General features: G+C 66.5%; 20 protein-coding genes and 1 tRNA gene. 11 read left to right on the forward strand and 10 right to left on the reverse strand.

All coding sequences use genetic code 11. From position 1 onward, the window contains the following. The first annotated feature begins 287 nt into the window (after positions 1-287). Genes fdh through nrfD form a run of 3 tightly spaced genes read left to right on the forward strand, consistent with a single transcriptional unit; the run spans position 288 to position 5,671 of the window. Positions 288-3,575, forward strand: a complete 3,288-nt coding sequence (fdh, locus tag ASG86_RS10435; protein WP_235565159.1) for a formate dehydrogenase — start codon at positions 288-290, stop codon at positions 3,573-3,575. Further along, positions 3,576-4,583, forward strand: a complete 1,008-nt coding sequence (locus tag ASG86_RS10440) for a 4Fe-4S dicluster domain-containing protein (protein WP_056333540.1) — start codon at positions 3,576-3,578, stop codon at positions 4,581-4,583. Then, positions 4,580-5,671, forward strand: a complete 1,092-nt coding sequence (nrfD, locus tag ASG86_RS10445) for an NrfD/PsrC family molybdoenzyme membrane anchor subunit (RefSeq protein ID WP_056333542.1) — start codon at positions 4,580-4,582, stop codon at positions 5,669-5,671. Before ASG86_RS10440 ends, nrfD begins: the two co-directional genes overlap by 4 nt. A gap of 15 nt (positions 5,672-5,686) precedes the next feature. On the opposite strand, the gene selD is transcribed toward nrfD, so the two are convergent. Further along, a complete protein-coding gene (gene selD, locus ASG86_RS10450) occupies positions 5,687-6,697 on the reverse strand; it encodes a selenide, water dikinase SelD (protein ID WP_056333544.1) in 1,011 nt (336 codons plus the stop codon). A gap of 58 nt (positions 6,698-6,755) precedes the next feature. Here selD and ASG86_RS10455 point away from each other — a divergent pair. From ASG86_RS10455 to selB, 3 genes are all read left to right on the forward strand, one after another. After that, a tRNA-Sec gene (locus tag ASG86_RS10455) sits at positions 6,756-6,850 on the forward strand. A gap of 36 nt (positions 6,851-6,886) precedes the next feature. Then, a complete protein-coding gene (selA, locus tag ASG86_RS10460; RefSeq protein WP_056333547.1) occupies positions 6,887-8,218 on the forward strand; it encodes an L-seryl-tRNA(Sec) selenium transferase in 1,332 nt (443 codons plus the stop codon). Positions 8,219-8,221: 3 nt separating this feature from the next. Further along, positions 8,222-10,018 (forward strand): selenocysteine-specific translation elongation factor, encoded by a 1,797-nt coding sequence (gene selB, locus ASG86_RS10465; RefSeq protein ID WP_056333550.1) that lies wholly within the window; start codon positions 8,222-8,224, stop codon positions 10,016-10,018. Between the two features lie 25 nt (positions 10,019-10,043). Here the strand turns inward: selB and ASG86_RS10470 are convergent, their stop codons facing one another. Beyond that, positions 10,044-10,559, reverse strand: coding sequence for a hypothetical protein (locus ASG86_RS10470; RefSeq protein WP_056333553.1), 516 nt, complete (start codon positions 10,557-10,559; stop codon positions 10,044-10,046). Between the two features lie 115 nt (positions 10,560-10,674). Between ASG86_RS10470 and ASG86_RS10475 the strand changes: the two genes are divergently transcribed. Further along, positions 10,675-11,427: a lytic transglycosylase domain-containing protein gene (locus ASG86_RS10475; RefSeq protein WP_056333556.1), complete on the forward strand. Its 753-nt coding sequence runs from the start codon at positions 10,675-10,677 to the stop codon at positions 11,425-11,427. A gap of 19 nt (positions 11,428-11,446) precedes the next feature. Here ASG86_RS10475 and ASG86_RS10480 read toward each other — a convergent pair whose 3' ends face one another. Continuing rightward, positions 11,447-12,613 carry a cytochrome P450 gene (locus ASG86_RS10480; RefSeq protein ID WP_056333557.1) on the reverse strand — a complete coding sequence of 389 codons (1,167 nt, stop codon included), beginning with the start codon at positions 12,611-12,613 and terminating at the stop codon, positions 11,447-11,449. A 204-nt stretch (positions 12,614-12,817) separates the two neighbouring features. Here ASG86_RS10480 and ASG86_RS20190 point away from each other — a divergent pair, with 204 nt between their 5' ends. The 3 genes from ASG86_RS20190 to ASG86_RS10490 are packed head-to-tail and all read left to right on the forward strand — an operon-like array spanning position 12,818 to position 14,913. Next, on the forward strand, positions 12,818-12,964 hold the full coding sequence (locus tag ASG86_RS20190; protein WP_200946242.1) for a hypothetical protein: 147 nt from the start codon (positions 12,818-12,820) through the stop codon (positions 12,962-12,964). A 15-nt stretch (positions 12,965-12,979) separates the two neighbouring features. After that, positions 12,980-13,867: an SMP-30/gluconolactonase/LRE family protein gene (locus ASG86_RS10485; RefSeq protein WP_056333560.1), complete on the forward strand. Its 888-nt coding sequence runs from the start codon at positions 12,980-12,982 to the stop codon at positions 13,865-13,867. Positions 13,868-13,881: 14 nt separating this feature from the next. Continuing rightward, entirely contained in the window at positions 13,882-14,913 is a 1,032-nt protein-coding gene (locus ASG86_RS10490) for an aldo/keto reductase (RefSeq protein ID WP_056333563.1), read from the forward strand. Positions 14,914-14,941: 28 nt separating this feature from the next. Here ASG86_RS10490 and ASG86_RS10495 read toward each other — a convergent pair whose 3' ends face one another. The 6 genes from ASG86_RS10495 to ASG86_RS10520 form a co-directional block, all read right to left on the reverse strand. Further along, the gene (locus ASG86_RS10495) at positions 14,942-15,184 is read right to left on the reverse strand and encodes a hypothetical protein (RefSeq protein WP_156386172.1); all 243 of its coding nucleotides are present in this window, start codon (positions 15,182-15,184) and stop codon (positions 14,942-14,944) included. Between the two features lie 8 nt (positions 15,185-15,192). Further along, entirely contained in the window at positions 15,193-16,626 is a 1,434-nt protein-coding gene (locus ASG86_RS10500) for a flotillin family protein (protein ID WP_056333566.1), read from the reverse strand. A 247-nt stretch (positions 16,627-16,873) separates the two neighbouring features. Continuing rightward, complete coding sequence (locus ASG86_RS10505; RefSeq protein WP_056333569.1) at positions 16,874-18,358, reverse strand: FAD-binding oxidoreductase; 1,485 nt, start codon at positions 18,356-18,358, stop codon at positions 16,874-16,876. A 142-nt stretch (positions 18,359-18,500) separates the two neighbouring features. Beyond that, positions 18,501-18,839 carry a hypothetical protein gene (locus ASG86_RS10510; RefSeq protein WP_056333571.1) on the reverse strand — a complete coding sequence of 113 codons (339 nt, stop codon included), beginning with the start codon at positions 18,837-18,839 and terminating at the stop codon, positions 18,501-18,503. A 74-nt stretch (positions 18,840-18,913) separates the two neighbouring features. After that, positions 18,914-19,777 carry an SDR family NAD(P)-dependent oxidoreductase gene (locus tag ASG86_RS10515; RefSeq protein ID WP_056333574.1) on the reverse strand — a complete coding sequence of 288 codons (864 nt, stop codon included), beginning with the start codon at positions 19,775-19,777 and terminating at the stop codon, positions 18,914-18,916. A 48-nt stretch (positions 19,778-19,825) separates the two neighbouring features. Next, positions 19,826-22,384 (reverse strand): excinuclease ABC subunit UvrA, encoded by a 2,559-nt coding sequence (locus ASG86_RS10520; RefSeq protein WP_056333998.1) that lies wholly within the window; start codon positions 22,382-22,384, stop codon positions 19,826-19,828. A 206-nt stretch (positions 22,385-22,590) separates the two neighbouring features. On the opposite strand from ASG86_RS10520, the gene ASG86_RS10525 reads away from it, so the two are divergent. Next, entirely contained in the window at positions 22,591-23,415 is an 825-nt protein-coding gene (locus tag ASG86_RS10525) for a DUF1206 domain-containing protein (RefSeq protein WP_056333577.1), read from the forward strand. Here the strand turns inward: ASG86_RS10525 and ASG86_RS10530 are convergent. Next, positions 23,412-24,239, reverse strand: coding sequence for an MBL fold metallo-hydrolase (locus ASG86_RS10530; protein WP_082566756.1), 828 nt, complete (start codon positions 24,237-24,239; stop codon positions 23,412-23,414). The two genes, ASG86_RS10525 and ASG86_RS10530, sit on opposite strands and share 4 nt — an antisense overlap. Positions 24,240-24,453 lie beyond the last annotated feature (214 nt).

Here is a 24,453-nt window from a genome sequence, read left to right on the forward strand (position 1 = left end):
AGCCGCTGACACCCAAGGAAGCCCGTGCTGCGGCGCCGGGAAAGGGAGTATCTCCTGTACCCGCACCGCCCCAACAGAATTTGGTAACAACCACTGTCGGTTATCAAACTTCGCCGTCCCGGGGGCGCGAGCATGAGGTGCAGCGCCTGATCCGTGACCTCGCCGTCCTTGCCGCCCGGGATCGCCCGCAGGCTTCGTGAGGGCGTTGCAACTGGACGGCGAAGCGGGGGAAGACGCGCCCTGCTTTGTTCTGTCGCTGCCGCTGTCCTTTGGGTTATGCTCCTGAAATGGCACCGCGAAGTTTTCTTCAATGGCCGGTCGTCCGTCAACTGACCACGGGCGACCTACTGGGGCGTGGTCCATCTGTCACCTCGCCCCGAACGCAGGCAATAGCTCCACGGACGGCCACCGCAGACCGCGTTGTGCAAAGCGTCTGCCCGTATTGTGCCGTCGGCTGCGGGCAGCGGGTTTACGTCAAGGACGAAAAAGTCATCCAGATCGAGGGAGATCCGGATTCACCCATCTCACGCGGTCGCCTGTGCCCCAAGGGCTCTGCCAGCGAGCAGTTGGTCAATTCGCCGGGCCGGCAAACAAAGGTGCTTTACCGCGCACCGCGCTCCACTGAGTGGGAACGTCTGGACCTGGCGACGGCAGTTGAGATGGTGGCGGACCGCTTCATCGAAACCCGCCGCAGGACGTGGCAGCAGGAAGACGACCAAGGGAGGCTTCTGCGCCGCACCATGGGCATAGCCTCGCTGGGCGGGGCCACCCTGGACAACGAAGAAAACTACCTGATCAAGAAACTCTTCACAGCTGCAGGGGCGGTGCAGACCGAGAACCAGGCCCGCATATGACACTCCGCCACGGTTCCCAGTTTGGGAGCCTCGTTTGGACGCGGTGGTGCAACGCAATCACTGCAGGACATGGCTAACGCTGACTGCATCATCATTCAGGGTTCCAACATGGCCGAGTGCCACCCGGTGGGGTACCAGTGGGTGGCGGAAGCGAAGGCCCGTGGCGCGAAGGTTATCCACATCGATCCGCGGTTCACGCGCACGTCGGCGGTTTCGGATAAGCACATTCCCATCCGTGCAGGCTCTGATGTTGTGCTCCTGGGCGCCCTGATTAACTACGTCATTACCAACGACCTCTGGTTCAAGGAGTACGTCGGCGCGTACACCAACGCAGCCACCCTGGTTCACGACGACTACCGCGATGCCGAGGACCTGGGCGGCCTCTTCTCCGGCTTCGATCCGGAGAAGAGGGCGTACGACACGTCGTCCTGGTCTTACGCGGAAGCAGAGGACGGCACGATTGATGATCCCGGGCCCGGCTCGGAACACGGCGAGGATGCCACGGCCCGTGCTGCCGGCCACGCCTACGGCAGCGGCGGCCCGCCCTTGGAGCATGCCGAAGTACAGCGTGACGATTCGCTGCAGGACCCCCGGACGGTTTTCCAGATCGTAAAGCGGCACTACGCCCGCTACACGGCGGAGATGGTCAGGGACATGTGCGGTATCGACGTCGCTGACTTCGAGTACCTGGCCCGTGCCATTACTGAAAACTCGGGACGCGACCGGACTACCTGTTTCGCCTACGCTGTCGGATGGACCCAGCACTCCCTGGGTGCCCAGTTCATCCGGGCTGCAGCCATCCTGCAGCTTCTGCTGGGAAATATGGGACGCCCCGGCGGCGGAATCATGGCCCTGCGGGGCCACGCGAGTATCCAGGGCTCCACCGACATCCCCACTCTGTTCAACCTGCTGCCCGGATACCTTCCGATGCCCAGTGCCGGCCGCCATGACAGCCTTGGCGAATACCTGGAAGCTGTGGGGTCGAAACAACAAAAGGGCTACTGGGCTGATGCCGACGCCTACACCATCAGCCTGCTCAAGGCCTGGTGGGGCGACGCCGCCAACGAGGACAACGATTGGGCCTACGACTACCTGCCCAGGCTCACCGGTGCCCACGGTACCTACGAGACGGTCATGGGCATGCTCGAGGACGAGGTGGAGGGCTACTTCCTGCTCGGACAGAACCCTGCTGTGGGCTCTGCCCATGGCCGCATGCAACGGCTGGGCATGTCGCATTTGAAGTGGCTCGTGGTGCGGGACCTGAATCTCATCGAGTCGGCAACCTGGTGGAAGGACGGTCCGGAAATCGAATCCGGCGAGCTGCGCACAGAGGACATCGAGACTGAGGTGTTCTTCCTTCCGGCAGCAACGCATGTGGAGAAAGCGGGCTCGTTCACGCAAACCCAGCGGCTGCTGCAGTGGCGGCACCAGGCGGTGGCACCGCCGGGGGAGTGCCAAAGCGAACTGCAGTTCTTCTTCGAGCTGGGCCAACGGATCCGTGAGAAGCTGGCCGATTCACAGGACGAGCGCGACCGTCCGCTGCTGGACCTGACGTGGGACTATCCCGTGGACGAGCACGGGGATCCGGATGCCGAGGCGGTGCTTGCCGAAATCAACGGCCGTCACCTGGCGGGCCCGGACGCCGGAGAACCGCTCTCCGCATACACCGAACTCCGCGCTGACGGTTCCACGTCGGCCGGCTGCTGGATCTACACCGGGGTCTACGCCGACGGCTTTAACCACGCCGCAAACCGCAAGCCGGGCCAGGAACAGGGGCCGGCGGCGTCGGAATGGGGCTGGGCTTGGCCGGCCAACCGCAGGATCCTCTACAACCGGGCGTCGGCCGACCCCGCAGGTAAACCCTGGAGCGAGCGGAAGAAGTACATCTGGTGGGACCAGGAGCAGGGTAAATGGATCGGGGACGACGTGCCCGACTTCCCGCTGGACCGGGCACCAGGCAGCCACCCGGACCCCTCCGTTGGTGGTGCAGCCGCACTCAGCGGTGATGATCCCTTCATCATGCAGGCTGACGGCAAGGGCTGGCTGTTCGCGCCGAAGGGACTCATGGACGGGCCCCTGCCCACCCACTACGAGGCTCAGGAATCGCCAGTGGCCAACGCGCTGTACCCGCAACAGCAGAGTCCGGCGCGGCTGGTGTTCCCACGCGCGGATAACCTCAGTGCGCCGAGTGCCGGAACCCCTGGCGCGGATGTGTACCCGTACGTCTTCACCACCTACCGCCTCACCGAGCACCATACAGCGGGCGGGATGAGCCGCTGGCTGCCGTATCTGTCGGAGCTGCAACCCGAAATGTTCTGCGAGGTCTCGCCCGAACTGGCCGCTGAGCGCGGACTTGAGCCCTACGGGTGGGCCACCATCATTTCGCCCCGCTCCGCCATCGAGGCGAAGGTGCTTGTAACCGACCGGATGAGGCCCCTGGCCGTCGGCGGGCACACCGTGCACCAGATCGGGCTGCCCTACCACTGGGGTGTCGGCAGCAATGCCGTGGTCAGTGGCGATGCGGCCAACGATTTGCTGGGTGTGACTCTGGACCCAAACGTCCAGATCCAGGAATCCAAGGTGGCCTCCTGCGACATCCGGCCGGGCCGCCGGCCCCGGGGCGAGCAACTGCTTGCCTTGGTTGCCGAGTACCAGGCGCGCGCCGGACTGACCACCGAGACCGGTAACCGCGCCGTCACCGATCCGACGATGGAGGACTAGATGGGCCAACTGACCGGACCGACCGACCCTACCGCCGATGCCCATTGGGAGCACAACCACCCGCGCAAGGGGTTCTTCACCGACACCTCAATCTGCATTGGCTGCAAGGCGTGTGAAGTTGCCTGCAAGGAGTGGAACCATAACCCGCAGGACGGCAACCTGGAATTGCTTGGGTCCTCCTACGACAACACTGGGTCCCTGGGTGCCAGCACCTGGCGGCATGTGGCGTTCATTGAGCAGGGCCAGGAACGCATCGAGGAGGCGCGGGAATCAGGCCGGGCCTTGGTCAGCCTGGGCATGCCGCGCATCGGTCCGCCCCAGGCGGCACTCGCAGGGACTGATTTGGCGGACGCGGACACCACGCCGCCGGATACGGCAGACTTCCGGTGGCTGATGTCCTCTGACGTCTGTAAGCATTGCACCCACGCCGGATGCCTGGACGTCTGCCCCACCGGGGCGCTGTTCCGCACCGAATTCGGCACCGTGGTGGTCCAGGACGATGTCTGCAACGGCTGTGGAACCTGCGTGGCCGGCTGCCCCTTCGGCGTGATCGAGCGCCGCAGCAACGGCACAGTCAAGGTCGCCACCAGCAGGGAAGAACAGCACGCAAAGCATCCCACGGTGCCAAACGAGGGCATCGCCCAAAAGTGCACGCTGTGCTACGACCGGCTGGTGGCAGACGAGACGCCTGCCTGCGCCAAGGCATGCCCGACGACGTCCATCAAGTTCGGCGACCACGACGACATGGTGGACACGGCCCGGGAACGCGTCGCCACGCTGCATGCGCAGGGCATGACCGAAGCGAGGCTCTACGGCGCCAACGAGAACGACGGCGTCGGCGGTACCGGATCTGTCTTCCTGCTGCTGGACGAACCCGAAGTCTATGGACTGCCGCCGGACCCCCGGGTGCCCACTGCCGATCTGCCCCGGATGTACCGCCGGGCCGGCATGGCAGTAGCGGGCATGGCAGCGGCAGCTGCCCTGGCTTTCCTGGGAGGACGTGCGTGACCCTCTCAGAGTTCGACAGCTTCCGGCCATCCGAGCCTGCCCGCCGCCGCCGGCAGGGCGTCAAGCGCGGCACGGGCCGCCGTCGGGACAACAGTGACGGCTCCCGCGAAATGCCCATGGTGCCGGAGCCGGACTTCACCTCCTACTACGGCCGCCCGGTGGTCAAGCCGGCGCCATGGGGCGATGACGTCGCCATCTACCTGTTCCTGGGCGGCGTTGCTGCAGGGTCCGCCCTGCTCGGCCTCGGCGGTCAACTGACCGGACGGCCGATCCTCTGCCGCAATGCCCGGCTCAGCGCGTTGACTGCGGTGAGCGCCGGTGCCGTTGCCTTGGTGAAGGACCTGGGCAGGCCGGAGCGTTTCCTGCACATGTTGCGGACCTTCAAGGTGACCTCGCCCATGAGCGTGGGCTCCTGGATTCTCAGTGCGTTCAGCGCCGGCACCGCCGTTACTGCCGTGGCGGAAATCGACCGGATGAGCGGAACGCGGCTTCCGCTGGGTGTGTTGCGGAAGGTGCTGCAGGCCGTTGAGGGACCGGCCGGATTCGAAGCTGCGGTCTTCGCCGGGCCGCTGGCGGCCTACACGGCGGTCCTGCTTGGCGACACCGCCACACCTACATGGAATGCCGCGCACGAGGAACTGCCATTTGTCTTCGTGAGTTCGGCCTGCCTCGCATCTGCCGGGCTCGCCATGGTCACCACACCGGTCCGGGAGACCGGGCCTGCACGCAAACTCGCCGTGCTGGGCGTCCTGGGTGACGTCGCTGCCATGAAGGTGATGGAACGCCGGATGGATCCGATAGCAGCCGAGCCCCTCCACCAGGGCAAGGCAGGTGCCATGCTGAAGTGGAGCGAGCGGCTGGCTGTGGCCGGTGGCTTGGGGACACTGCTGGGCGGACGTAACCGTGTGGTGGCGGCGGCTTCGGGCCTGGCGTTGCTCTCGGCGTCGGCCCTGACCCGCTTCGGGGTATTCGAAGCGGGGCTCGCCTCTGCCAGGGATCCCCGCTACACCATAGAACCGCAAAAGAACCGGCTCGCGGCCCGCCGTGCCGCGGGCGTCACCGGCGATGCGATCACTACTGCCGGCTGAGCGCGCTGCCGGGCTTCAGCGGACCTGGATGCCCTGACCCGCGGTGGTGTGGCCAATCACGGGGTGACCGGGCAGTTCGCCGACCACCAGCAGGCCGCCGGACGTCTGGGCATCCGCCAGGACCAGCAGATCGTCCTCGGTAACGCCGGGACCGGCCTCCACGTGCGGCCGCACCCAGTCGAGGTTGCGGCGGGTCCCGCCGGAGACGAAGCCATCCCGCAGCGCCTCACGGGCCCCTTCGATCAGCGGTACCGCTGAGCGGTCGATCACGGCGCCCACTTCCGAGGCACGGACCATTTTGTACAGGTGTCCCAGCAGGCCAAAACCCGTCACGTCTGTCGCTGCCCGGACGCCGGCAGCCACCGCGGCCTCGGCTGCGTCGCGGTTCAGCGACGCCATCGTCTCTACGGCTTCGGCGAACACCTCGCCGGTCTGCTTGTGCCGGTTGTTGAGAAGCCCGACGCCGAGTGGCTTGGTCAGCGTGATGGGCATCCCCGGCTGGGCGGCATCATTGCGGAGCAGGTGGTCGGGGTGGGCGACACCGGTTACGGCCATGCCGTACTTTGGCTCCGGATCGTCGATGGAGTGCCCACCGAGCACGGGGCACCCTGCTTCAGAAGCGACGGCCAGGCCGCCGCGGAGCACCTCCGTCATCAACTCCAGCGGCAGGACTCCGCGGGGCCAGCCAACGAGGTTGATCGCGGTGACCGGCCGGCCGCCCATCGCGTAGATGTCCGAGAGGGCATTGGCGGCGGCGATGCGGCCCCAGTCAAACGCATCGTTGACGACGGGAGTGAAGAAGTCGGCGGTGGTAAGGACCGCCAGATCGTCGCGCACCAGGACGGCCGCCGCGTCGTCTCCGCTGTCAAGGCCAACCAGGACCTCTGCGCCCTGGTGGCCGATCAGCCCGCGGACCGCATCTTCGAGCTCGCCGGGCGGAATTTTGCAGGCACAGCCCCCGCCGTGGGCATAGTCGGTGAGCCGGAGCGCCCCGGCGGCAGCATGATCGAGTTGCTGAACTGACATCTGAGCCTCATTCACCCGCCCAGCCTACCCCGCAGGACAACCTGCTATATTGAGGCGCGGTGGCGTCCGGGTCCTGGTGGGCCCCCCGGTCTTCAAAACCGGTGCGGCTGAGCATCTCGGCCTGGCGGGTTCGATTCCCGTCCGCCACCGCCAACTTTCGGCAGTGAATGCCGCGACATGAGGAGGGCTGTGGACCAGGTCGATCCCCGGCGCCTGATTCCCCGCACGAACGACCTGCTGGCACTACCGGCCGTTCACGAGGCCCGGACAAGGCTGCACGAGCGCGTCATCCGCGAACTGGTCCGGCACGTCCAGGAGCAGGCCCGGTGCGGCGATCTCCCTTCCGGCGATGTGGAACCAGCCCTGCTCGCCGCGCTGGCCTCACGGACCGCCACGACCCTGCGGCCGGTGCTCAACGCCACCGGCGTCATCGTCCACACGAACCTGGGGCGTGCGCCCCTTTCTGCAGGCGCCGTTGACGCACTGGTCACGGCCAGCGGCTACGTCGACGTGGAGCTGGACCTGGCAGACGGCAGCCGCTCCCGACGCGGCGCCGGCGCCCGGGCTGCATTGCTCGCCGCCTGTCCCGCCGCCGAGGACGCCCTGGTGGTCAACAACGGAGCTGCGGCGCTGGTGTTGGCCACCACAGCCCTGGCCGCCGGCCGGGAGGTGGTGGTGAGCCGCGGCGAACTCGTGGAGATCGGTGCCGGCTTTCGGTTGACCGATCTAATGGAGTCGACCGGTGCCAGGCTGCACGAGGTGGGCACCACCAACCGGACACACCTGCATGATTACGCCGGCGCCCTGGGACCGGACACCGGCTGCGTACTCAAGGTCCACCCCAGCAACTTCCGCGTGGACGGATTCACGTCCGCCGTTCCGCTCGACGAACTGAGCCGGCTTACGGTGGCACACGGGGTACCACTCGTGGCTGACCTGGGCAGCGGGCTGCTGGCTCCCGATCCTTACCTGCCGGACGAGCCGGATGTTGCGTCCGCCCTGGCGAGCGGGGCCGACGTCGTCATAGCCAGCGGTGACAAACTGCTGGGCGGCCCCCAGGCGGGCCTGCTGCTTGGCCGCAAGGAGATCATCACGCGCTTGGCCCGCCACCCGCTCGCCCGTGCGGTCCGCGCCGACAAACTTGCCCTCGCCGCCCTGGAGGCGACCGTCGCGGGCGCAGCGCCGCCGGTTGTCCAGGCCCTGCACGCCGACGTCGAACAGTTGCGCCAACGTACGGAGCGGCTGGCGCAGGCCCTCGATGTGCCCGTTGTGGCCCATGATGGGAGGGTGGGCGGCGGGGGTGCCCCCGGAGTTCCCCTGCCCGGATGGGCCCTCCGGCTCCCTGAGAAAATTGCAGGCCGACTGCGCACAGGCGACCCCGCCGTGCTGCCGCGCGTCAATGACGGTTCCTGCCTGATCGACCTGCGCTGCGTGCCGGCAGCGGACGACGACACGATTCTCGATGCGGTACGGCAAGCATTGGCAACCCGTGAGGGCGCGGCTGCAGGCAGGGCAGGCTGATCAGTGCACGTCGTTGCCACCGCCGGACATGTCGATTCCGGTAAAAGCACCCTGGTCCGCGCCCTCACCGGCATGGAGCCGGACCGTTGGGAGGAAGAACGGCGCCGCGGGCTGACCATTGACCTGGGCTATGCCTGGACAACCCTGCCGTCCGGACAGGATGTTGCGTTCGTTGACGTACCGGGCCACGAACGGTTCCTCGGCAACATGCTTGCCGGAATCGGACCGGCGCCGGTGGTCTGCTTTGTCGTAGCCGCCGATGAGGGCTGGCAGGCCCAGTCAAGCGATCACCGGGACGCCGTCGCTGCGCTTGGGATTGAACACGGCGTGCTGGTCCTGAGCCGCGCGGACCGGGCGTCCAGCCAACGGGTGGCCGACGTGCTGGCACGGACCCGCGTGGAGTTGGCCGGGACCGGACTGAGGGACGCGCCGGCGGTTGCCGTCTCCGCCATCGACGGTACCGGCCTGGCCGACCTGCGTTCAGCGCTCGACGGCGTCCTGGCCAGCGTGCCGCGTCCCGCCATCGATGGGCGGGTCCGGTTGTGGGTGGACCGCTCGTTCACGATCACCGGTTCCGGCACGGTGGTGACCGGAACGCTGGCAGCAGGAACGGTCGTCCAGGGTGACCGGCTGGAGCTGCTGGGCCACGCCGGTTCCCGCACCGTCACAGTCCGCGGCCTGCAAAGCCGGGATACCTTCCACGCCTCAGTGGAGCCGGTCAGCCGGGTTGCGTTGAACCTGCGGGACGTTGCCCCAACGGATATCCGGCGCGGGGATGCGCTGCTTACTCCCGATGCATGGCCGGCCACCGGCGTGGTCGGCATCCAGCGGACCACCGGCGTCGCCTATTCAGAGGTGCCGGAACAACTCACTGTGCATGTTGGCACGGCCTCCGTGCCTGCCCGGCTGCGACCCTTCGGAACCGATTACGCCCGGCTCGTCCTTGACAGACCCCTGCCGCTTGTCCTCGGAGACCGGATGGTGCTGCGTGACCCCGGAAGCCGCGCAGTGCTGGGTGGGGCACGTGTCCTCGATGCCGACCCTCCTGCCTTGGAGCGGCGCGGTGATGGCGCCCGCTGGGCGAAGCGTCTTGCAGCCATGGACCCCGCCGGAGATGTGCTGGGAGAAGTAGCAGCCCGCGGAGCCGTCCAGGTGCAGCATCTGCGCAGGCTCGGTCTGCTGTCCGGGCAGGACGCGGAGACGCCGTCGGGGGTACGGGCTTTGGGGGATTGGTGGGTGCATGCCCCTGTCCTTGAGGCATGGCAGCAGCGGTTGCGGGCTGCGGTCGAGACGCTGCAGGAGCGCGACCCCCTGGCCCCGGGCCTTTCCATGGGCGCGGCGCGGGACCTGCTGAGGCTGCCCGAGGAACGGCTTCTTCCCCAGGTCATCCGTGGGGCAACCCTTGAACAGGACAGCGGCCATATCCGGCTGCCAGGCAGCCAGGGAAACCTTGGCCCCGTGGAGCCGGCCATCGCCGAATTGGAGCGCAGACTCAGGGCGGACGCGTTCCATGCCCCGGAAGCCGACGAGCTGGCTGCCCTGGGCCTCGGCGCCCGGGAACTGGCCGCCGCCGAACGCACGGGACGGCTGCTGCGGCTGCGCGACGGCGTGGTGCTGCTGCCCACGGCGCCAGCCCTGGCGATGCGCACCCTGGCCCGCCTGGACCAGCCCTTCACCACAAGCCAGGCGCGCCAGGCACTCGACACGACACGACGGATTGCCATTCCGCTGCTGGAACATCTCGATTCCCGCGGCTGGACCCAGCGGCTGGATGCGGGCCACCGCATGGTGGTGCGCTGACCGCGCGGCCGGTGTCCACCGGAAATCATGCCGACCGTCCCATGTCAACCTGACGCAGGATGTCGTCCACGACGCGCTCAAGCGGCTCGGTGGCGTCGATGGTGATGCCGCCTGGTGGGATTTCTTCCCGTGTCAGATGCAGGCGCTCGATCAACTCCCGTTCCTCTTGGCGTCTTCCCCATTCATCCTCCGGGCGCCCGTCAAGCCGTTGATGCAGCGTGGCGAGGTCCACCTCAAGAACGAATACCGCGTCAAACAGGCCAATGAACTTCGAGAGGTTTCTGGAGCCGCCACAGAAGAACGTCAACCCCTCCCGTTGGTCCGCGATCAGGGCCTTCACCTTGTCCACCCGCCAGATGTGGTGGTGGTGCACGGAGACGCCTGTAATGCCGGCCAACGGTTCACCGGATTCCGGATCGCCTTGATAGGCCAGTTCGCGGTCACCATTGATGGCCTGATAGCCCCGCCGCCGCAATTCGTTGCAGACCGCGGTCTTGCCGGTTCCGGAGCCGCCCTCGATGAGGTAGTTCTTTCTGCCCATGCCTGATGCTAACGATTCCAGGTGCCGTGGAATTAATCATGTCCGCGGACGCCAGATGGGGTGTTGGAAACCGTTCCGGTCACCGGGCGTGGAAGCTTGATGGTTTGATTAGTCAGTGCTCCGTGTAAAACGCTTTGCGGTCTTTGGCCTGTTCGTGGTTTGCGTCAGCACGGCATTCTCCTTCTGGTTCCTGCGGCAGCCCGGTGCGGACGCCCGGATCGCCTTCTCCGCACCGCCGCAGGCCCGGGTGGTCTTCGAGGCCCGGCCCACCGGCATGGATACCGCCGTGAACGTAACGCGGAGCCCGGACGCCGAGTGGCTGATGCGGTCCACGGCACAGACAGGGATCCCTGCCCGCGCGCTGCGGGCCTACGTTGCTGCCGCAGACACGGCCAATCGTTCCACCCCGGGGTGCGGAATTGGCTGGAATACGCTTGCCGCGGTGGGCTTCGTCGAATCAGCCCACGGAACTTATGGCGGCGGCAGGCTTGGCGCCGACGGGCAGGCGAGCGGCCCCATCGTGGGTCCAAGCCTCAACGGCGATGGATTCGCTGCCATCGCGGACACCGATGGGGGTGCGTTGGACGATGACGCCCTTTGGGACCACGCCGTGGGGCCGATGCAGTTCATTCCGTCCACGTGGCGGCTTGCAGGAAGGGACGGCAACGGCGACGGAACCGCGGATCCCTCCAACATTGACGACGCTGCCCTCAGCGCCGCCACGTATTTGTGCGGCCACGGCCGGAACCTGACAACCGCGCGGGGTTGGACAGACGCCGTCCACTCCTACAACCAGTCCGATGCCTATATGCGCCAGGTGCAGGCCCAGGCCGCCGACTATGCCGCCAAAACGGACACTCCGGAATAGGCGGGGCCCCATCTGCCGGTCAGGCGGGCTGCCACCTGACGGGAAGTGCCTTCAGCCCGTAAACAATGGTGCTCTCCATTCGTTCCAGCTGCGCTTCGGGTGCCAGGGAAAGCCCGGGCAAGCGGGCCAGCAGCGCCTCCAGGGTAATCCTGGCCTCCAGCCGGGCCAGTGGCGCGCCGAGGCAAAAGTGGATTCCGTGCCCAAAGGCCAGATGCCGGTTCGGGCTGCGGTCAATGTCGAACTCAGCCGGCCGCTGGAATTGCTGCCCGTCCCGGTTGGCGGAGCCGATCCAGGCCACGATCGGTGCCCCTGCCGGGATACGCTGCTCACCCAGGACTGTCTCCGCCACGCTTACCCGGTACATCGACTGGACCGGCGACCGGAAGCGCAGCACCTCTTCGAGGGTCTGGGGCAGCAGGGCGGGCTCTTCAAGGACACGCTCGAGTGTGCCAGGCGACTCTGCCAAACATAAAACGGCGTTGCCGATCAGGTTGGTGGTGGTCTCATTGCCGGCGACGAGCAGCAGACTGCAGAAGCCGAGCAGTTCAGGCACCGTCAGTTTTTGGCCGTCTATTTCGGCGGCCAGCAAGGTGCTGATCAGGTCCTCGCCGGGCCTGCTCCGGCGCTGGTCGATGAGGGCCAGGAAGTACCCGATCATCTCTGCGGCGGTGGCATCATCTCCGCCGCCTGCAGGCCCAGTCCGGGTCTGGCTGACGATCACGTCCGACCATTGTTTGAAACGCTCGCGGTCCTCCGCCGGGATGCCCATGAGCTCGGAAATCACGATGACCGGCAACGGATATGCCAGTTCCTTGATCAGGTCTGCCCCGCCACGGGCAGCGATCCCTTCCACAAGCTCGTCCGTGAGTTCGGCGATGCGTGGAGCCAGCGCGTCAACGGCTTTTGGCGTGAACGCCTGAGTGACCAGGGAGCGCAACTGGCGGTGCCGTGGGGGATCGGTGGTGATGAGGCTTGCGGCGAAGAGCTGTCCGGAACCGGATGGATCATCACCGCCCATGCGGGACGAGAAGGTTGCGTGCTCGGACAGCACGCGCTGGACATCGTCGTACCGGAAAACGTGCCAGCTCCCCGATCGGTCATCCTGAAAGACCGGGGCTGTTGCCCGCATCCGTTCATAAAGGGGAAAAGGGTCAAGCGAATATCCGGCGAGCTGTGTGATGTCCATGATGGCCTCTCTGCCTCCGTGGCGCTCTGCCGGCACGACGGGCCGCCATGCCCTTAAATACGCCATACCCGTCAATGATTGAGCGTGGAACCTTGATCTTAACCAAAGCCTGCGCGTGGGTCATTAGTCCCGACGTCGAGGGCCCTGGTAGTTCCTGGCCGAAAGCAGCTGTACGCCTGAAGCACCTACTGTGGCGGGGTCCTCATGGTTGCATACGCCTTCCGGCTCGACAAGGAACGGCTTGGCCCGTTGTGGACGTTGCCCCTCCAGCAGTTCGTCTACCGGCAGCTGATGTATCGGATGGAAAGGTACGGCAGCCTGCGCGTCACGCAGACCCAAAACCCGGCCTAGGGTAAGTTCGGACGCATGGATCTGACGACTGGCCCGCTGGAGTGCTTGTTCACGGGCTCCGTATGGGCCGAGGGACCGTTGTGGGTACCGTCGTCGCAGACAGTGCGATGGAGTGACATCCCCAACAACCGCATCCTCGAGTTTGACCCGGCCACCGGTGCCACCCGGGAATACGCAGTTGGCGTCGAATTCACCAACGGCCGCACCCTGGATGCCGACGGCAGCGTGGTCCAGTGCAGCCACTGCCTCCGTCGGGTGGAGCGCGACCGCGAAGGAACAGTAACCGGGCTGGTGGATTCCTTCCAGGGCCGCAGGCTGAATTCACCCAACGACGTGGTCATTGCCCGTGACGGCAGCATCTGGTTCACCGACCCGCCGTACGGAATCCTTCCGGGGACAAAGGAAGGCCACGAAGGTGAGCAGGAGTACGGCGGCTGCCATGTGTTCCGCTACGAGCCCGCCACGGGATCAATGACGGCGGAAGTTACCGACCTGGTGCACCCCAACGGGCTCGCCTTCTCGCCTGACGAATCCCTCCTCTATGTCGCCGATACCGCCGGCTCCCGTTATGGCGTACCCCTGCGGATCGCCACCTACAGCGTGCATGAGGGCCGCTGCAGCAGCAGGACAGGGGTGCTGGAGTTGGAAGAGGGTTTTCCGGCCGACGGACTGCGGGTCGACGTCGAGGGCAGGATCTGGACTTCCGCGGGCCCGTCCATAAGGATCTACTCACCGTCCTTTGAGCTTCTGGACTCCGTTGCCGTGCCCGAGACCGTTTCGAACCTGTGCTTTGGTGGGTTGGACGGCCACGACCTGTACATCACCGCAACCACCAGCCTGTACCGGATCCGCACCAGCACCAAGGACGCGGCCGCGCGCAGCTTTCCGCCTATCCACCCCTGATTGCGAGGACAACCATGCAGTATCGAACCCTGGGCCACAGCGGCGCTGTCGTCACCAGCTATGCGCTGGGCACCATGACGTTCGGCGCGGAGGCGACGGAGGAAGCTTCCCACGCTATCCTGGACAGCTACTTCGAAGCCGGCGGGAACTTCATTGACACCGCTGACGTCTACAGCGCTGGAGCCTCTGAAGAAATCATCGGCCGCTGGCTGGCCAGCCGGCCCGAGGTGAGGGACAAAGCGGTGATCGCCACCAAGGGGCGCTTTCCCATGGGGACGGCACCGAACGACGTCGGAACGTCCCGCCGGCGCCTGACGCGTGCCCTTGATGATTCCCTCCGCCGTCTTGGCGTGGAACAGATCGACCTGTACCAGATGCACGCGTGGGACCCGATCACACCCCTGGAGGAAACGCTCCGTTTCCTGGATGACGCGGTGACCCGCGGGAAGATCGCCTACTACGGCTTCTCGAACTTCCTGGGTTGGCAACTCACCAAAGCCGTGCACGTGGCATGCAACAAGGGGTGGAACCCGCCCGTCAGCCTGCAGCCCCAGTACAGCCTGCTGGTCCGGGACATCGAATTCGAGATTGTCCCGGCGGCGCTTGACGCCGGAATCGGCCTGCTGCCATGGTCGCCCCTGGGCGGCGGCTGGCTGTCCGGCAAGTACAAGCGCGACCAGCGCCCTTCCGGCGCAACACGCCTGGGCGAAAACCCCGAACGTGGCATGGAGGCCTGGAAGGCGCGCAACGAGAACCCGCGGACGTGGGCTGTCATCGACGCTGTCCAGGACATCGCGGACGCCCACGGCGTAAGCCCGTCCCAAGTGGCCCTGGCCTGGCTGGCGGACCGCCCTGCCGTGACGTCCGTGATCCTGGGGGCGCGGACCAAGGAACAGCTCGCCGACAACCTCGCCGCCGCTGACCTGCAGCTCGATGCCGTTGAAGTCGACCGGCTCACCCGGGCCAGCCAGCCGGAGACGGGCGTTTATCCCTATGGGCCGATGGCTCAGGAGCAGCGCAGCCGCAAAATGGAGGGCGGCCGGTAGCTCCCTCCCGGGAGGTCCGGGGAAGGGTCTACTCCTGGTGCTTGAGCACGTCCGGAAGCTCGTCCACGTACACCGTTTGCGGCGGCTCGAAGTAGATCACCAGCACCTCAGTGCCCGCCGGGAACTCACTGGTTTTGTCGTACGGGTGGGCGTGGAACGCCATGATGCCGCCCAGGTAGGGCAGCATGACTTCGCCGATGGTGCCCGGGCCGATGCGGCCAGTCACCCGGCCGATCTTCCCGGTCAGGCTCCGGTCAACGTCCCTGTGCACCGGCAGCCCTACGCACCTGGTGCCTTGGGTGGGTGCTTGACGTCCTCGCCTTTTCGGAGCGCGGACGCGAGGGCCGGCAGGTAGTCGCCCGCCTGCGCCAGGATGCCGCCCAGCATCTTGTTGACGCCCTCGCCGCCGTTGAGGACGGTCATGTTGCCCACGTGGGAGAAGGGCTCAGCTGCCGCGGCGATGATCGCGGGCATGTTCTCGGCAAGCTGCTGGGAGATGACCGCGTCCTGGTTGGTGCCCAGGGCCTCGGCCCGGGCCTTGATGCCGTCCGCCTCGGCCAGCGCCTTGGCCTTGATGGCGGACGCCGCGGCGTCGCCCTTGGCCCTGGTTGCTGCGGCTTCGGCCTCGCCGGTGACCTTGGTTGCGCCGGCCGCGGCGGCAGCGGCGGTGGCATTCGCCTGGGCCTGCAGTTCCGTGCGCCGGGCGTTGGCCTGGGCCTCAAGCTCGGTACGCCGCGCCAAAGCCTCGGCCGCGCTGATGTCCGCCGCCTTCTGGCCTTCGGCGTCGGTGCGCTTGGCATAGGCTTTCGCGTCAGCAGGCTTCCGGATGCTTGTCTGCAGCTTTTGCTCCTCACGGTCCGCCTCGAGTTTGGCAACTTCGGTTTCCTGGACCACCACCTGCTGCCGCGCCGTGGCCTCAGCCAGCGGCCCGGCCTGGGCGGCGTTTGCCCTGGCCCGTTCCGCGTTGGCCTGCGCCACCGACTGCCGGATTGCCGAGACGCTCTGTGCGTCTGCGATCAGGGCCGCGGCTTCCGCCTCCTTCTCCGCCGCTTCCCGGTTGCGGGTGGCCTCGGCGATCCGGGCCTCCATCTTCACCTGGGCGATGTGGGGCTTTGCGATGTTCTGGATGTAGCCGGTGGGGTCCTGCAGGTCTTTGATCTGGAGCGAATCCACCACCAGGCCCAGCTTTTCCATTTCCACGCCGCTGGCGCTGCGCACCTGCGACCCCAGCTTGTCCCGTTCCCGGATGATTTCTTCCACCGTCATGCTGCCGATAATGGAGCGGAGGTGGCCTTCAAAGACGTTGTACACCTGGCTCTGCATTTTGGGCTGCTGGCCCAGAAACCGGCGGGCTGCATTGGCGATAAAGGGCGGCGCGTCGCCGATCTTGTAAATCACCACGCCTTCAACAATGACCTGGATGCCCTGCGAGGTGACGCAGGAAACTTTGAGTTCGGTTTCATTCAACGTGAGTGACAATGGCCGTACCGTCTGCAGGCCGGGAAGGACCAGGGCGCCCTTGCCGGTGACAATCTTGAAATCCATTCCCGCCCTGGTTTCCAGGGTTCCACGGGTCAGCCCGGAGATGATCAGGGCCTCGTTGGGCTCTGCCACCTTCCACATCAGCTTTGTTGCCACCCAGATAAAAACAATGGCAACAAGCACGCCCAAAATAATGGCGATCAGCGGGAAGAACGGTGCAAAGTCCGGCATGGCCAGGTCCTTTCAATGCCGTGAAGAATGTCTCACGGTAAAACCCCAATAAATGCAGCCGTCCATTTCCGCGGGCATTGAAGCGCAGACAATTCGGGCCCGGTGGCCAACTGTTGTAGACAGTCTGGTGTGCCCCCGGCCAAGAGTCCAGAGCGGAACAGATATTTGCCTGCAGCAACGGAAAAGGGCGTACGACGGCGGACAGCGCGTCCTCCGGCCACGTCCCGTTCCGCTTGGCGCCAGTGGGTCAGACCGTGGGCGCCGCCTCCGGGGGGATGCTGGGCTGGGCTGCTGCTTCAAGGGTGGATTCCATGCCTGCGGGCGGCGTCGCGGCGGTGGCCGGGGCAGCGGCCGCCGGCGCAGGGGAGATGTTTTGGTTGACGTGGAAGAAGTTGTCGGGGTCGTATTTCGCCTTGATTTCCGTCAGGCGTGCATAGTTGGATCCAAGGGTGTCCTCGATCCGGGACTGGTCGTCCGCGTCCTGGAAATTGAGGTATCCGCCAGGCTCGGAGTACTCGTGCAGAGCAGCCCAGTAATTCCGCACCCAGGCGATGTTCGCCTCATTGTCCGCGGAATCGGGCCACTGAGCCGCGATGACGGGGGCGAAATTCACGTCACGGTGGGCGAATGCAGTCGCCTCGGGTGCCACCCGCTGCACTGCCCCATCGATCGGGTAGAAGTGGTTGGCTGAGTGCACGCTGGGGATGCCTGGCGAGTACTGCACCGCGACCCGCAGCGCGTCGTCACTGAGGGTCCGCAGGAAATCGGCCTTCCAATATCCCTGCAGCCCGGGGACACCGCTGAGTCCATCGAACATGATGTTGAGTGCTGGATAGGGCATGGGAGCAAAGAAGCTGCCGAGTGCGGGGCCGGCGTCCAGCATGCTCTGCCAGTGTGCGGGCCCGGCGTCAAGATCGCCCGTCCACATGCCGGCGATAACCGCCACGGGCCGCCCATGCCATTCCTCCGGCAGGAAGGGGACCGGTGGACCTTGGTGGAACCCCAGGAAGGCGCCCATTTCCTCTGGTTCGGCGGCTATCCAGTCCCGATACGCAGCCCCGATGTCCGCGCCGAGGGCAGCGTCGAAGAACATCAATCCCACGTGGACCATGTCCACGGGGTGAAGGCGGAACTCCAGCGAGGTCACAGCGCCGAAGTTGCCGCTTCCGCCGCGGAGCGCCCAGAAGAGATCCACGTTAGCTGCTTCACTTGCGGTGAGGAACGTGCCGTCTGCCAGGACGACGTCGGCTGACAGCAGGTTGTCGCATGCGAGGCCGTACTTGCGGGTGAGGTAGCCGATGCCGCCGCCCAGGGTCAGGCCGGAAACACCAGTGGAACCAATGATGCCGCCCGTGCTCGCCAGCCCAAAGGCATGTGTTGCATGGTTGTAGTCGGCCCAGGTGGCACCCGGTTCCACCCGGGCGGTCCTCGCAACGGGGTCCACCCTGACGCCGCGGAGCGCTGAGAAGTCAAGGACCAGGCCGCCGTCAACGGTTCCAAATCCGGGTGCGCTGTGTCCGCCTCCTCGTACGGCGACCTCGATTCCGAGGCCTCGTGCAAAGCGGACGGCCGCGATGACGTCTGCCACCTGGCTTGCCCGCAGCACCGCAGCGGGGCGGCGGTCGATCATGCCGTTGTACACGCTGCGGGCGATGTCGTACTCCGGGTCATCTTCTTCAAGGACCCGCCCACGGACCTGTTCGCGGAGCACGTCGAAACGGTCAGTACCCATTGGAACTCCAACTTTCCTGCATTCGAGACCAAGGGGCAGCCGGCTCCATGCGGGGCCCAGCGGCGCCGGCGTGATGATACCTTCGGTATACGCTTGGCCGGAGGGGTGGTCAAGCGCAGAGGATTCCGCTTCTGCGTCCCTGTCAGCGCCGGTTCAGAAGACCCGAACCCATAGCAAGGAGCGCTTCCACTTCCGCTGAGCGGTGGGCCGCAAAAACGCGGTCCGCATTGGCACGTGTGCTCGCAAGGAATGGTATTGGCAGGCTGGCGTTGCACCCCCTGCAGCGGATCTCATCGGTCCAGACCCAGTTGTAGGCCACGTGGCGTTCCAGGACGCTTTGCATGGTGACGGCCATGGCGGTTGCGATAACGTCAGCTGCGGCGCCGAAACGCGCCGAATCCCCGGTGCTGCAGATGGACCCAACCTCAATATCGATGCTCATGGTGCCTCTTCCCGCGGTCCGGATGGTGCTGTCGAGCATAGTGTGTTCCTCATCACAACCATGCATTGGCAAGGTCTCGGTTACCTAACGGAGGCCGCTGGAGGGTCGCCCTCTCAGGGCTGCGGGTCCGGATGCACCACGGTGACCTGCAGCGGCATCCTGTTTGTCCTGCGCAGGCGTCCGCCCAGTATGTTCCGTAACCCGCGGGTCACCAGACGTCTTTTAGTCAGGAAGCGGAACTCCGCGGCGTCGGATGTCACAAGACCAACGATGGGCCGTGCCGCCTGCCCGGCGCTCTGCCCCCACAGTGCCACCACCACCTGCAGGGCCCCGAGGCGGTGCTCGAACCCCGGCTGGGACGCCACCCGCCCCAGGAGGTCCGTTTCCACCAGGCCGGGATTCATGCCGTGCACCCGCACGCCCGTACCTTTGGTTTCCAGCCGCAGCGTCTCCGTGAACTGGCGGACCCACCGCTTGCTTGATGCATACGCGTTCTGCAGCGCCACGGGTCCCTGGTCACCCTGGCCATAGAGGTTCACCAGGTCGCCGTGGCCTTGTGCCAGGAACACCGGCAGGGCCACCCTGGCCCCGTGGAATGTGCCCAGGATGTTGGTCCGCACCACACGGGTGAAGTCATCCACGGGCGTCGACGCAGTGGGCCCGTAGACGCCCGACGTGCCGGCGTTGTTGATCCAGATGTCCAGCGTCCCGCGGCTGATGGCCTCGTCCCGGAGTGCTTCCACGTCGGCGAGGTCGGCGGTGTCGCAGCACCTCCCGGACGCCGCGATGCCGTCAGCACGCAGACGTTCGACGGCGGCAGCAACGGCGTCGTCCGACCTTGCTGCCAGCACTACGGCCGCACCGTGCAGGCCCAGTTCCCGGGCCATGGCGAATCCAAGACCGCGGCTCGAGCCGGTCACCACCGCCACCCGGCCGCGAAGCACGTCGTGTGGAAGCACCGCCTGGTGGGAACGCATTCCTCTGTCCTACGCCCGCCCACGAGCCGGGGCAAGAGCCCAAAGCCGCTACCGTTCCGCCCCGGCGTAACGGTCCCGGAGGGCGGCGGCCAGGTAGGGCGCGGTGCGGCTGCTGCCGGAACGCGCGACGGCGGCCGGGCTGCCGGTGGCGACGAGCTTACCGCCGGCGTCGCCACCGGCAGGCCCCAGGTCCATCACCCAGTCCGCGGCGGCCACCACGTCCATGGCATGTTCCACGACGATCACCGTGTTGCCGGCGTCCACCAGGCGGTTGAGCTGGGCCATCAGGAGTTCGACGTCGGCCGGATGAAGTCCCGTGGTGGGCTCGTCCAGCAGGTAGAGCGTGTGGCCGCGCCGGGCCCGCTGCAGTTCAGTGGCCAGCTTGATCCGCTGCGCCTCACCGCCGGAAAGCTCGGTGGCCGGCTGGCCCAGCCGGAGGTAGCCCAGGCCTACCTCCTGGAGTGTCTGCAGGGAACGCGCCGCGGCGGGAACCCCTGCCAGGAAACCGGCCGCGGCATTGACCGTCATTCCCAGCACCTCCGCTATATCTCTGCCCCGGTAGGTGACCTCCAGGGTTTCCGGGTTGTAGCGCGATCCGTTGCATTCCGGGCAGGGTCCGTAGCTTCCGGGAAGGAAGAGCAGCTCCACGGCCACAAAGCCCTCGCCCTGGCACGTCTCACACCGTCCGCCGGCCACGTTGAAGGAAAAGCGCCCGGGTCCGAACCCGCGGCTCCTGGCGGCATCGGTGGCAGCGAACTCCTTGCGAACCGCATCAAAGAGCCCGGTGTAGGTGGCCAGATTGGAACGGGGTGTGCGCCCAATGGGTTTCTGGTCCACCTTGACCGTACGGTCGATCCGCTCCAGGCCGGCAACGTGCCCCACGCTGCCCGGGCCGCCGTCTTCGTCCATGTCAATGTCCGGCTCGTCACGTGCCACCCGGCTGTCATCACTGGCCTGCCGGGAGGTGCCGGCAATATCCGCGAGAACCTTGCTCACCAGGGTGGACTTACCGGACCCTGATACGCCCGTGACAGCCGTCAGGACACCGAGCGGAAAGGCCGCATCCAGGTTCCGCAGGTTGTGGCGGCTGATGCCGCGCAGTTCCAGCCATCCAGCAGCCTCCCGCACCGCACCCGTGCCGCTGCCGCCGTCGGCCCTTGACCCTGCTGGGTTCCCGGGGAACAGGAACGGCCGTGTCACTGACCCTGGCACGGCGTCCAGGCCCTGGACGGGCCCGCTGTACAGCACTTGCCCGCCGTCCTCGCCGGCGCGGGGACCCACGTCCACCAGCCAGTCGGCGCGGCGGACCACGTCCATGTTGTGTTCCACCACGAACACCGAATTTCCCGAGGCCTTCAACTGGTCCAGCACCGCAAGGAGGGGTTCGGCATCAGCGGGGTGAAGCCCGGCTGACGGTTCGTCCAGCACATAGATCACCCCGAACAGCCCGGACCGAAGCTGGGTGGCAATCCGGAGACGCTGCATCTCGCCCGGCGAGAGCGTTGGCGTGGCCCGGCCCAGCGCCAGGTAGCCCAGGCCAAGGTCAAGCAGGACGTTGATGCGCTGCAGCAGGTCGCGGGTGATGGCCACGGCCACTTCATTGGACTCAGAGGACTGCTTCCGCGACGCCGTGCCTGCCGTGGCCAGCAGGGTGGTGGGGCGGATGATCTCCGCCAGTTCGGTCATGGGCACGGCATTGAGTCCGGCAATGGTGTGCCCGGCGAAGGTCACCGCAAGGGCCTCGGGCCGAAGCCCGGTGCCATCGCACTGCGGACACGGTCCCGTTTCCATGAAGCGCAGCACCTTCTCCCGCATCGCGGGGCTTTTCGAGTCAGTCAGTGTGTGCATCACGTAGCTTTTGGCACTCCAGAACCGGCCCTTGTACGGTTTGGCCACGCGGTCCCGCTGCGGCGTCACTTCCACCACGGGCTGGTCCCCGGTAAAGAGGATCCAGTCCCGCTGTTCGCGGGGCAACGTCCGCCAGGGAACGTCCACGTCGTAGCCCAGGTGGGTCAGGATGTCGCGCAGGTTCTTGCCCTGCCAGGCACCGGGCCAGGCGGCGATCGCGCCGTCTCGGATGCTGAGGGACGTGTCCGGAACCAGTGATGCTTCGGTGACCGTGTGGGCGGTTCCCAGGCCGTGGCATTCGGGGCAGGCGCCTGGCGCGGTGTTGGGGGAGAAGGCATCCGAATCCAGCGGGGCAGCGCCGCCGGGATAGCTGCCGGCGCGGGAGAACAGCATGCGCAGCGAATTGGAGAGGGTGGTCACGGTCCCCACGGTGGACCGGGAAGTGGCGGTGCCGCGCCGTTGTTGGAGTGCGACGGCGGGCGGCAGCCCGGTGATCTGCTCCACCTTGGGGTTGTGGCCCTGCTGGATCAGCCGGCGGGCATAGGGCGCCACCGACTCGAAAAAGCGGCGCTGCGCCTCCGCGTAGATGGTGCCAAAGGCCAGCGACGACTTGCCCGAGCCCGACACTCCCGTGAACGCCACAATCGCGTCCCGCGGCACGTCTACGCTGACGTTGCGCAGGTTGTTCTCACGGGCACCGCGCACGCGGACGAAGCCGTCTTCGCCGTGGCCGGCCGACTCTGTGGGCAGGCCCAACATGTCTGGGTTCAGGGCGGTCAGCTGGTCAACGTTCTGTTCGGCATGCACCGCTTCGACTCTAGTGGTCATCCGTCCGTGGCCCGAACTTGGGGGATCTGTCGGGAGGGCGCGGACGGATTTACACTGAATCATCCCGCGGGGCCGGCATGCACGAGACCCCGCCCGGGGGACCGAGAGATCAACTGCATAAAGTGGAAGGGCCGGCCATGGGCAACGCGTCGCAGGGAGCGAACAGGGCAGTATCCGAGGCCGCATCGGCGAGCCGCAGCCCCGCGGTCCGTATTCTGGCCCGCACCGGATTTGTCTTCATCGGCCTGGTCCACATCCTGGTCGGCGTCATCGCATTGCAGCTGGACAGGGGCCAGGGCGGTGAAGCCGACCAGTCGGGAGCAATCGGAGCCCTGGCGTCCAAACCTGGCGGCGGGATCCTGCTTTGGGTGGGAGCTGTTGCCTGCGCTGCGCTTGCCCTGTGGATGCTGAGCGAAGCCGTTTTTGGGGCCCGCTCAGAGCCTGACTCCAAGAAGAAGCTGAAAAAGGCCGCCAACGCCGTGGGCAAAGCTGTTGTCTTCGGGTTCCTGGCCTTCACCTTTGCCGTCTTTGCCTCCGGCGGCAGCAAGAACTCCAGCCAGTCCGCCAGCGATTTCACTGCAAAGCTGATGGGAGCGCCTGCAGGGGTGGTGCTGTTGATCGCGGTGGGGCTGGCAATCATCGGCGCCGGAGGCTATTACGCCTATCGCGGCATCACGCGGAAATTCATGAAAGACCTGCAGGACCCCGGCGAGGCCCGGACAGCCGTGGAATGGATCGGAACCATCGGCTACGCCGCGAAGGGCGTAGTGCTCGCCGTCGTCGGTGTGCTGATCATCGTGGCCGCCGCAACCGCCGATCCGTCCAAGTCCTCCGGGCTGGATGGCGGGCTGAAGACCCTCGGAGCGCAGCCGTACGGAGTGTTCCTCCTGGCCGCCATCGCCGCCGGGCTCATTTGTTACGGCGTGTATTCCATGGCCCGGGCCCGCTACGGAAAGTTCTAGCTTGCGCCCTTGAGCCCGGTGCGGCGGGTTCGCCGGGATGCGCGGGAACGTGTCCGCGGCCGGCCGGTCACTCTGCCTGCCGCCTCGGCCAGCGCGATGCGCAGGGCAGGCCCATGGCCCGGCAGGACAACCGAGGCGTCGACGCCGGCCAGGTTCCGCACTGCGGCGAGCGCCGCGCCCGGATCTGCGTGATACATCGGATGCAGCATCTGCGGACCGGACGTCCGGCTGATCGGGTGGCCGCTGACAAACGAATCACCGACGGCGATGGCGCCGGCTTCCGGAAGCAGGATTGCCGCATTGCCGGGCGTATGTCCGGGTACGGAGATGGCCACAGGCCTGCCAGGCAGGGCCCGGAGCGTGGCGGCGTCCCACGCCTCCGCCCGCGTGGCGGGCCTTGCCGCCAATGCGCCCGCCCTGATGGCGTGCACCATCCAGCGGAACACCCGCGGCCGCCACGCCCGGATGAGGACCTGCCCCAGGGTGACCTGGTGCTTTTCCTTCCCCTGCACGTGCGCCAGCTCACCGGGGGCGCACAGGACCGGGGTTCCATAGGACTCGGAGAAGAAGGCCGCGGAGCCCGTATGGTCCACGTGGCCGTGCGTGACCAGCAGGGCCAAGGCGTCCGCGGGTTCCAGGCCCAGGTAGCGGAGCGAGGCAAGGACGTGGCGGCGGTCACCGGGATAACCGCTGTCAACGAGGATGAACCCCTTCCCGTCCCGGACCACAATCCAGTTGGAGGCCGACCCTTCCGCCAAATAGACGCCGGGTGCCTGCTCGGAAAGGCTGGTTGCGGGGTCCCACCCGATGGTTTGCCGATACACAGGTAAAGCGTAGCCCGCAGGCAACCGCGTAAAGCGGATGCCCAGTTGGCGCGCGCACCGGGGGTACCTAACGCCCCTAAAGTTCCTGTGCAGTGGCTGTGCATCCTTTGATCCTGGTCACCTTGGCCCTACAGTATTCCCACCATTGCCTACGATGGGACACGGACAGAGGACGGATGGCGGCGCGCAGCCGCCGCCATCCGTCCCGTGACGA

It is taken from the genome of Arthrobacter sp. Soil764, assembly GCF_001428075.1.
Classification (GTDB): Bacteria; Actinomycetota; Actinomycetes; order Actinomycetales; family Micrococcaceae; genus Arthrobacter.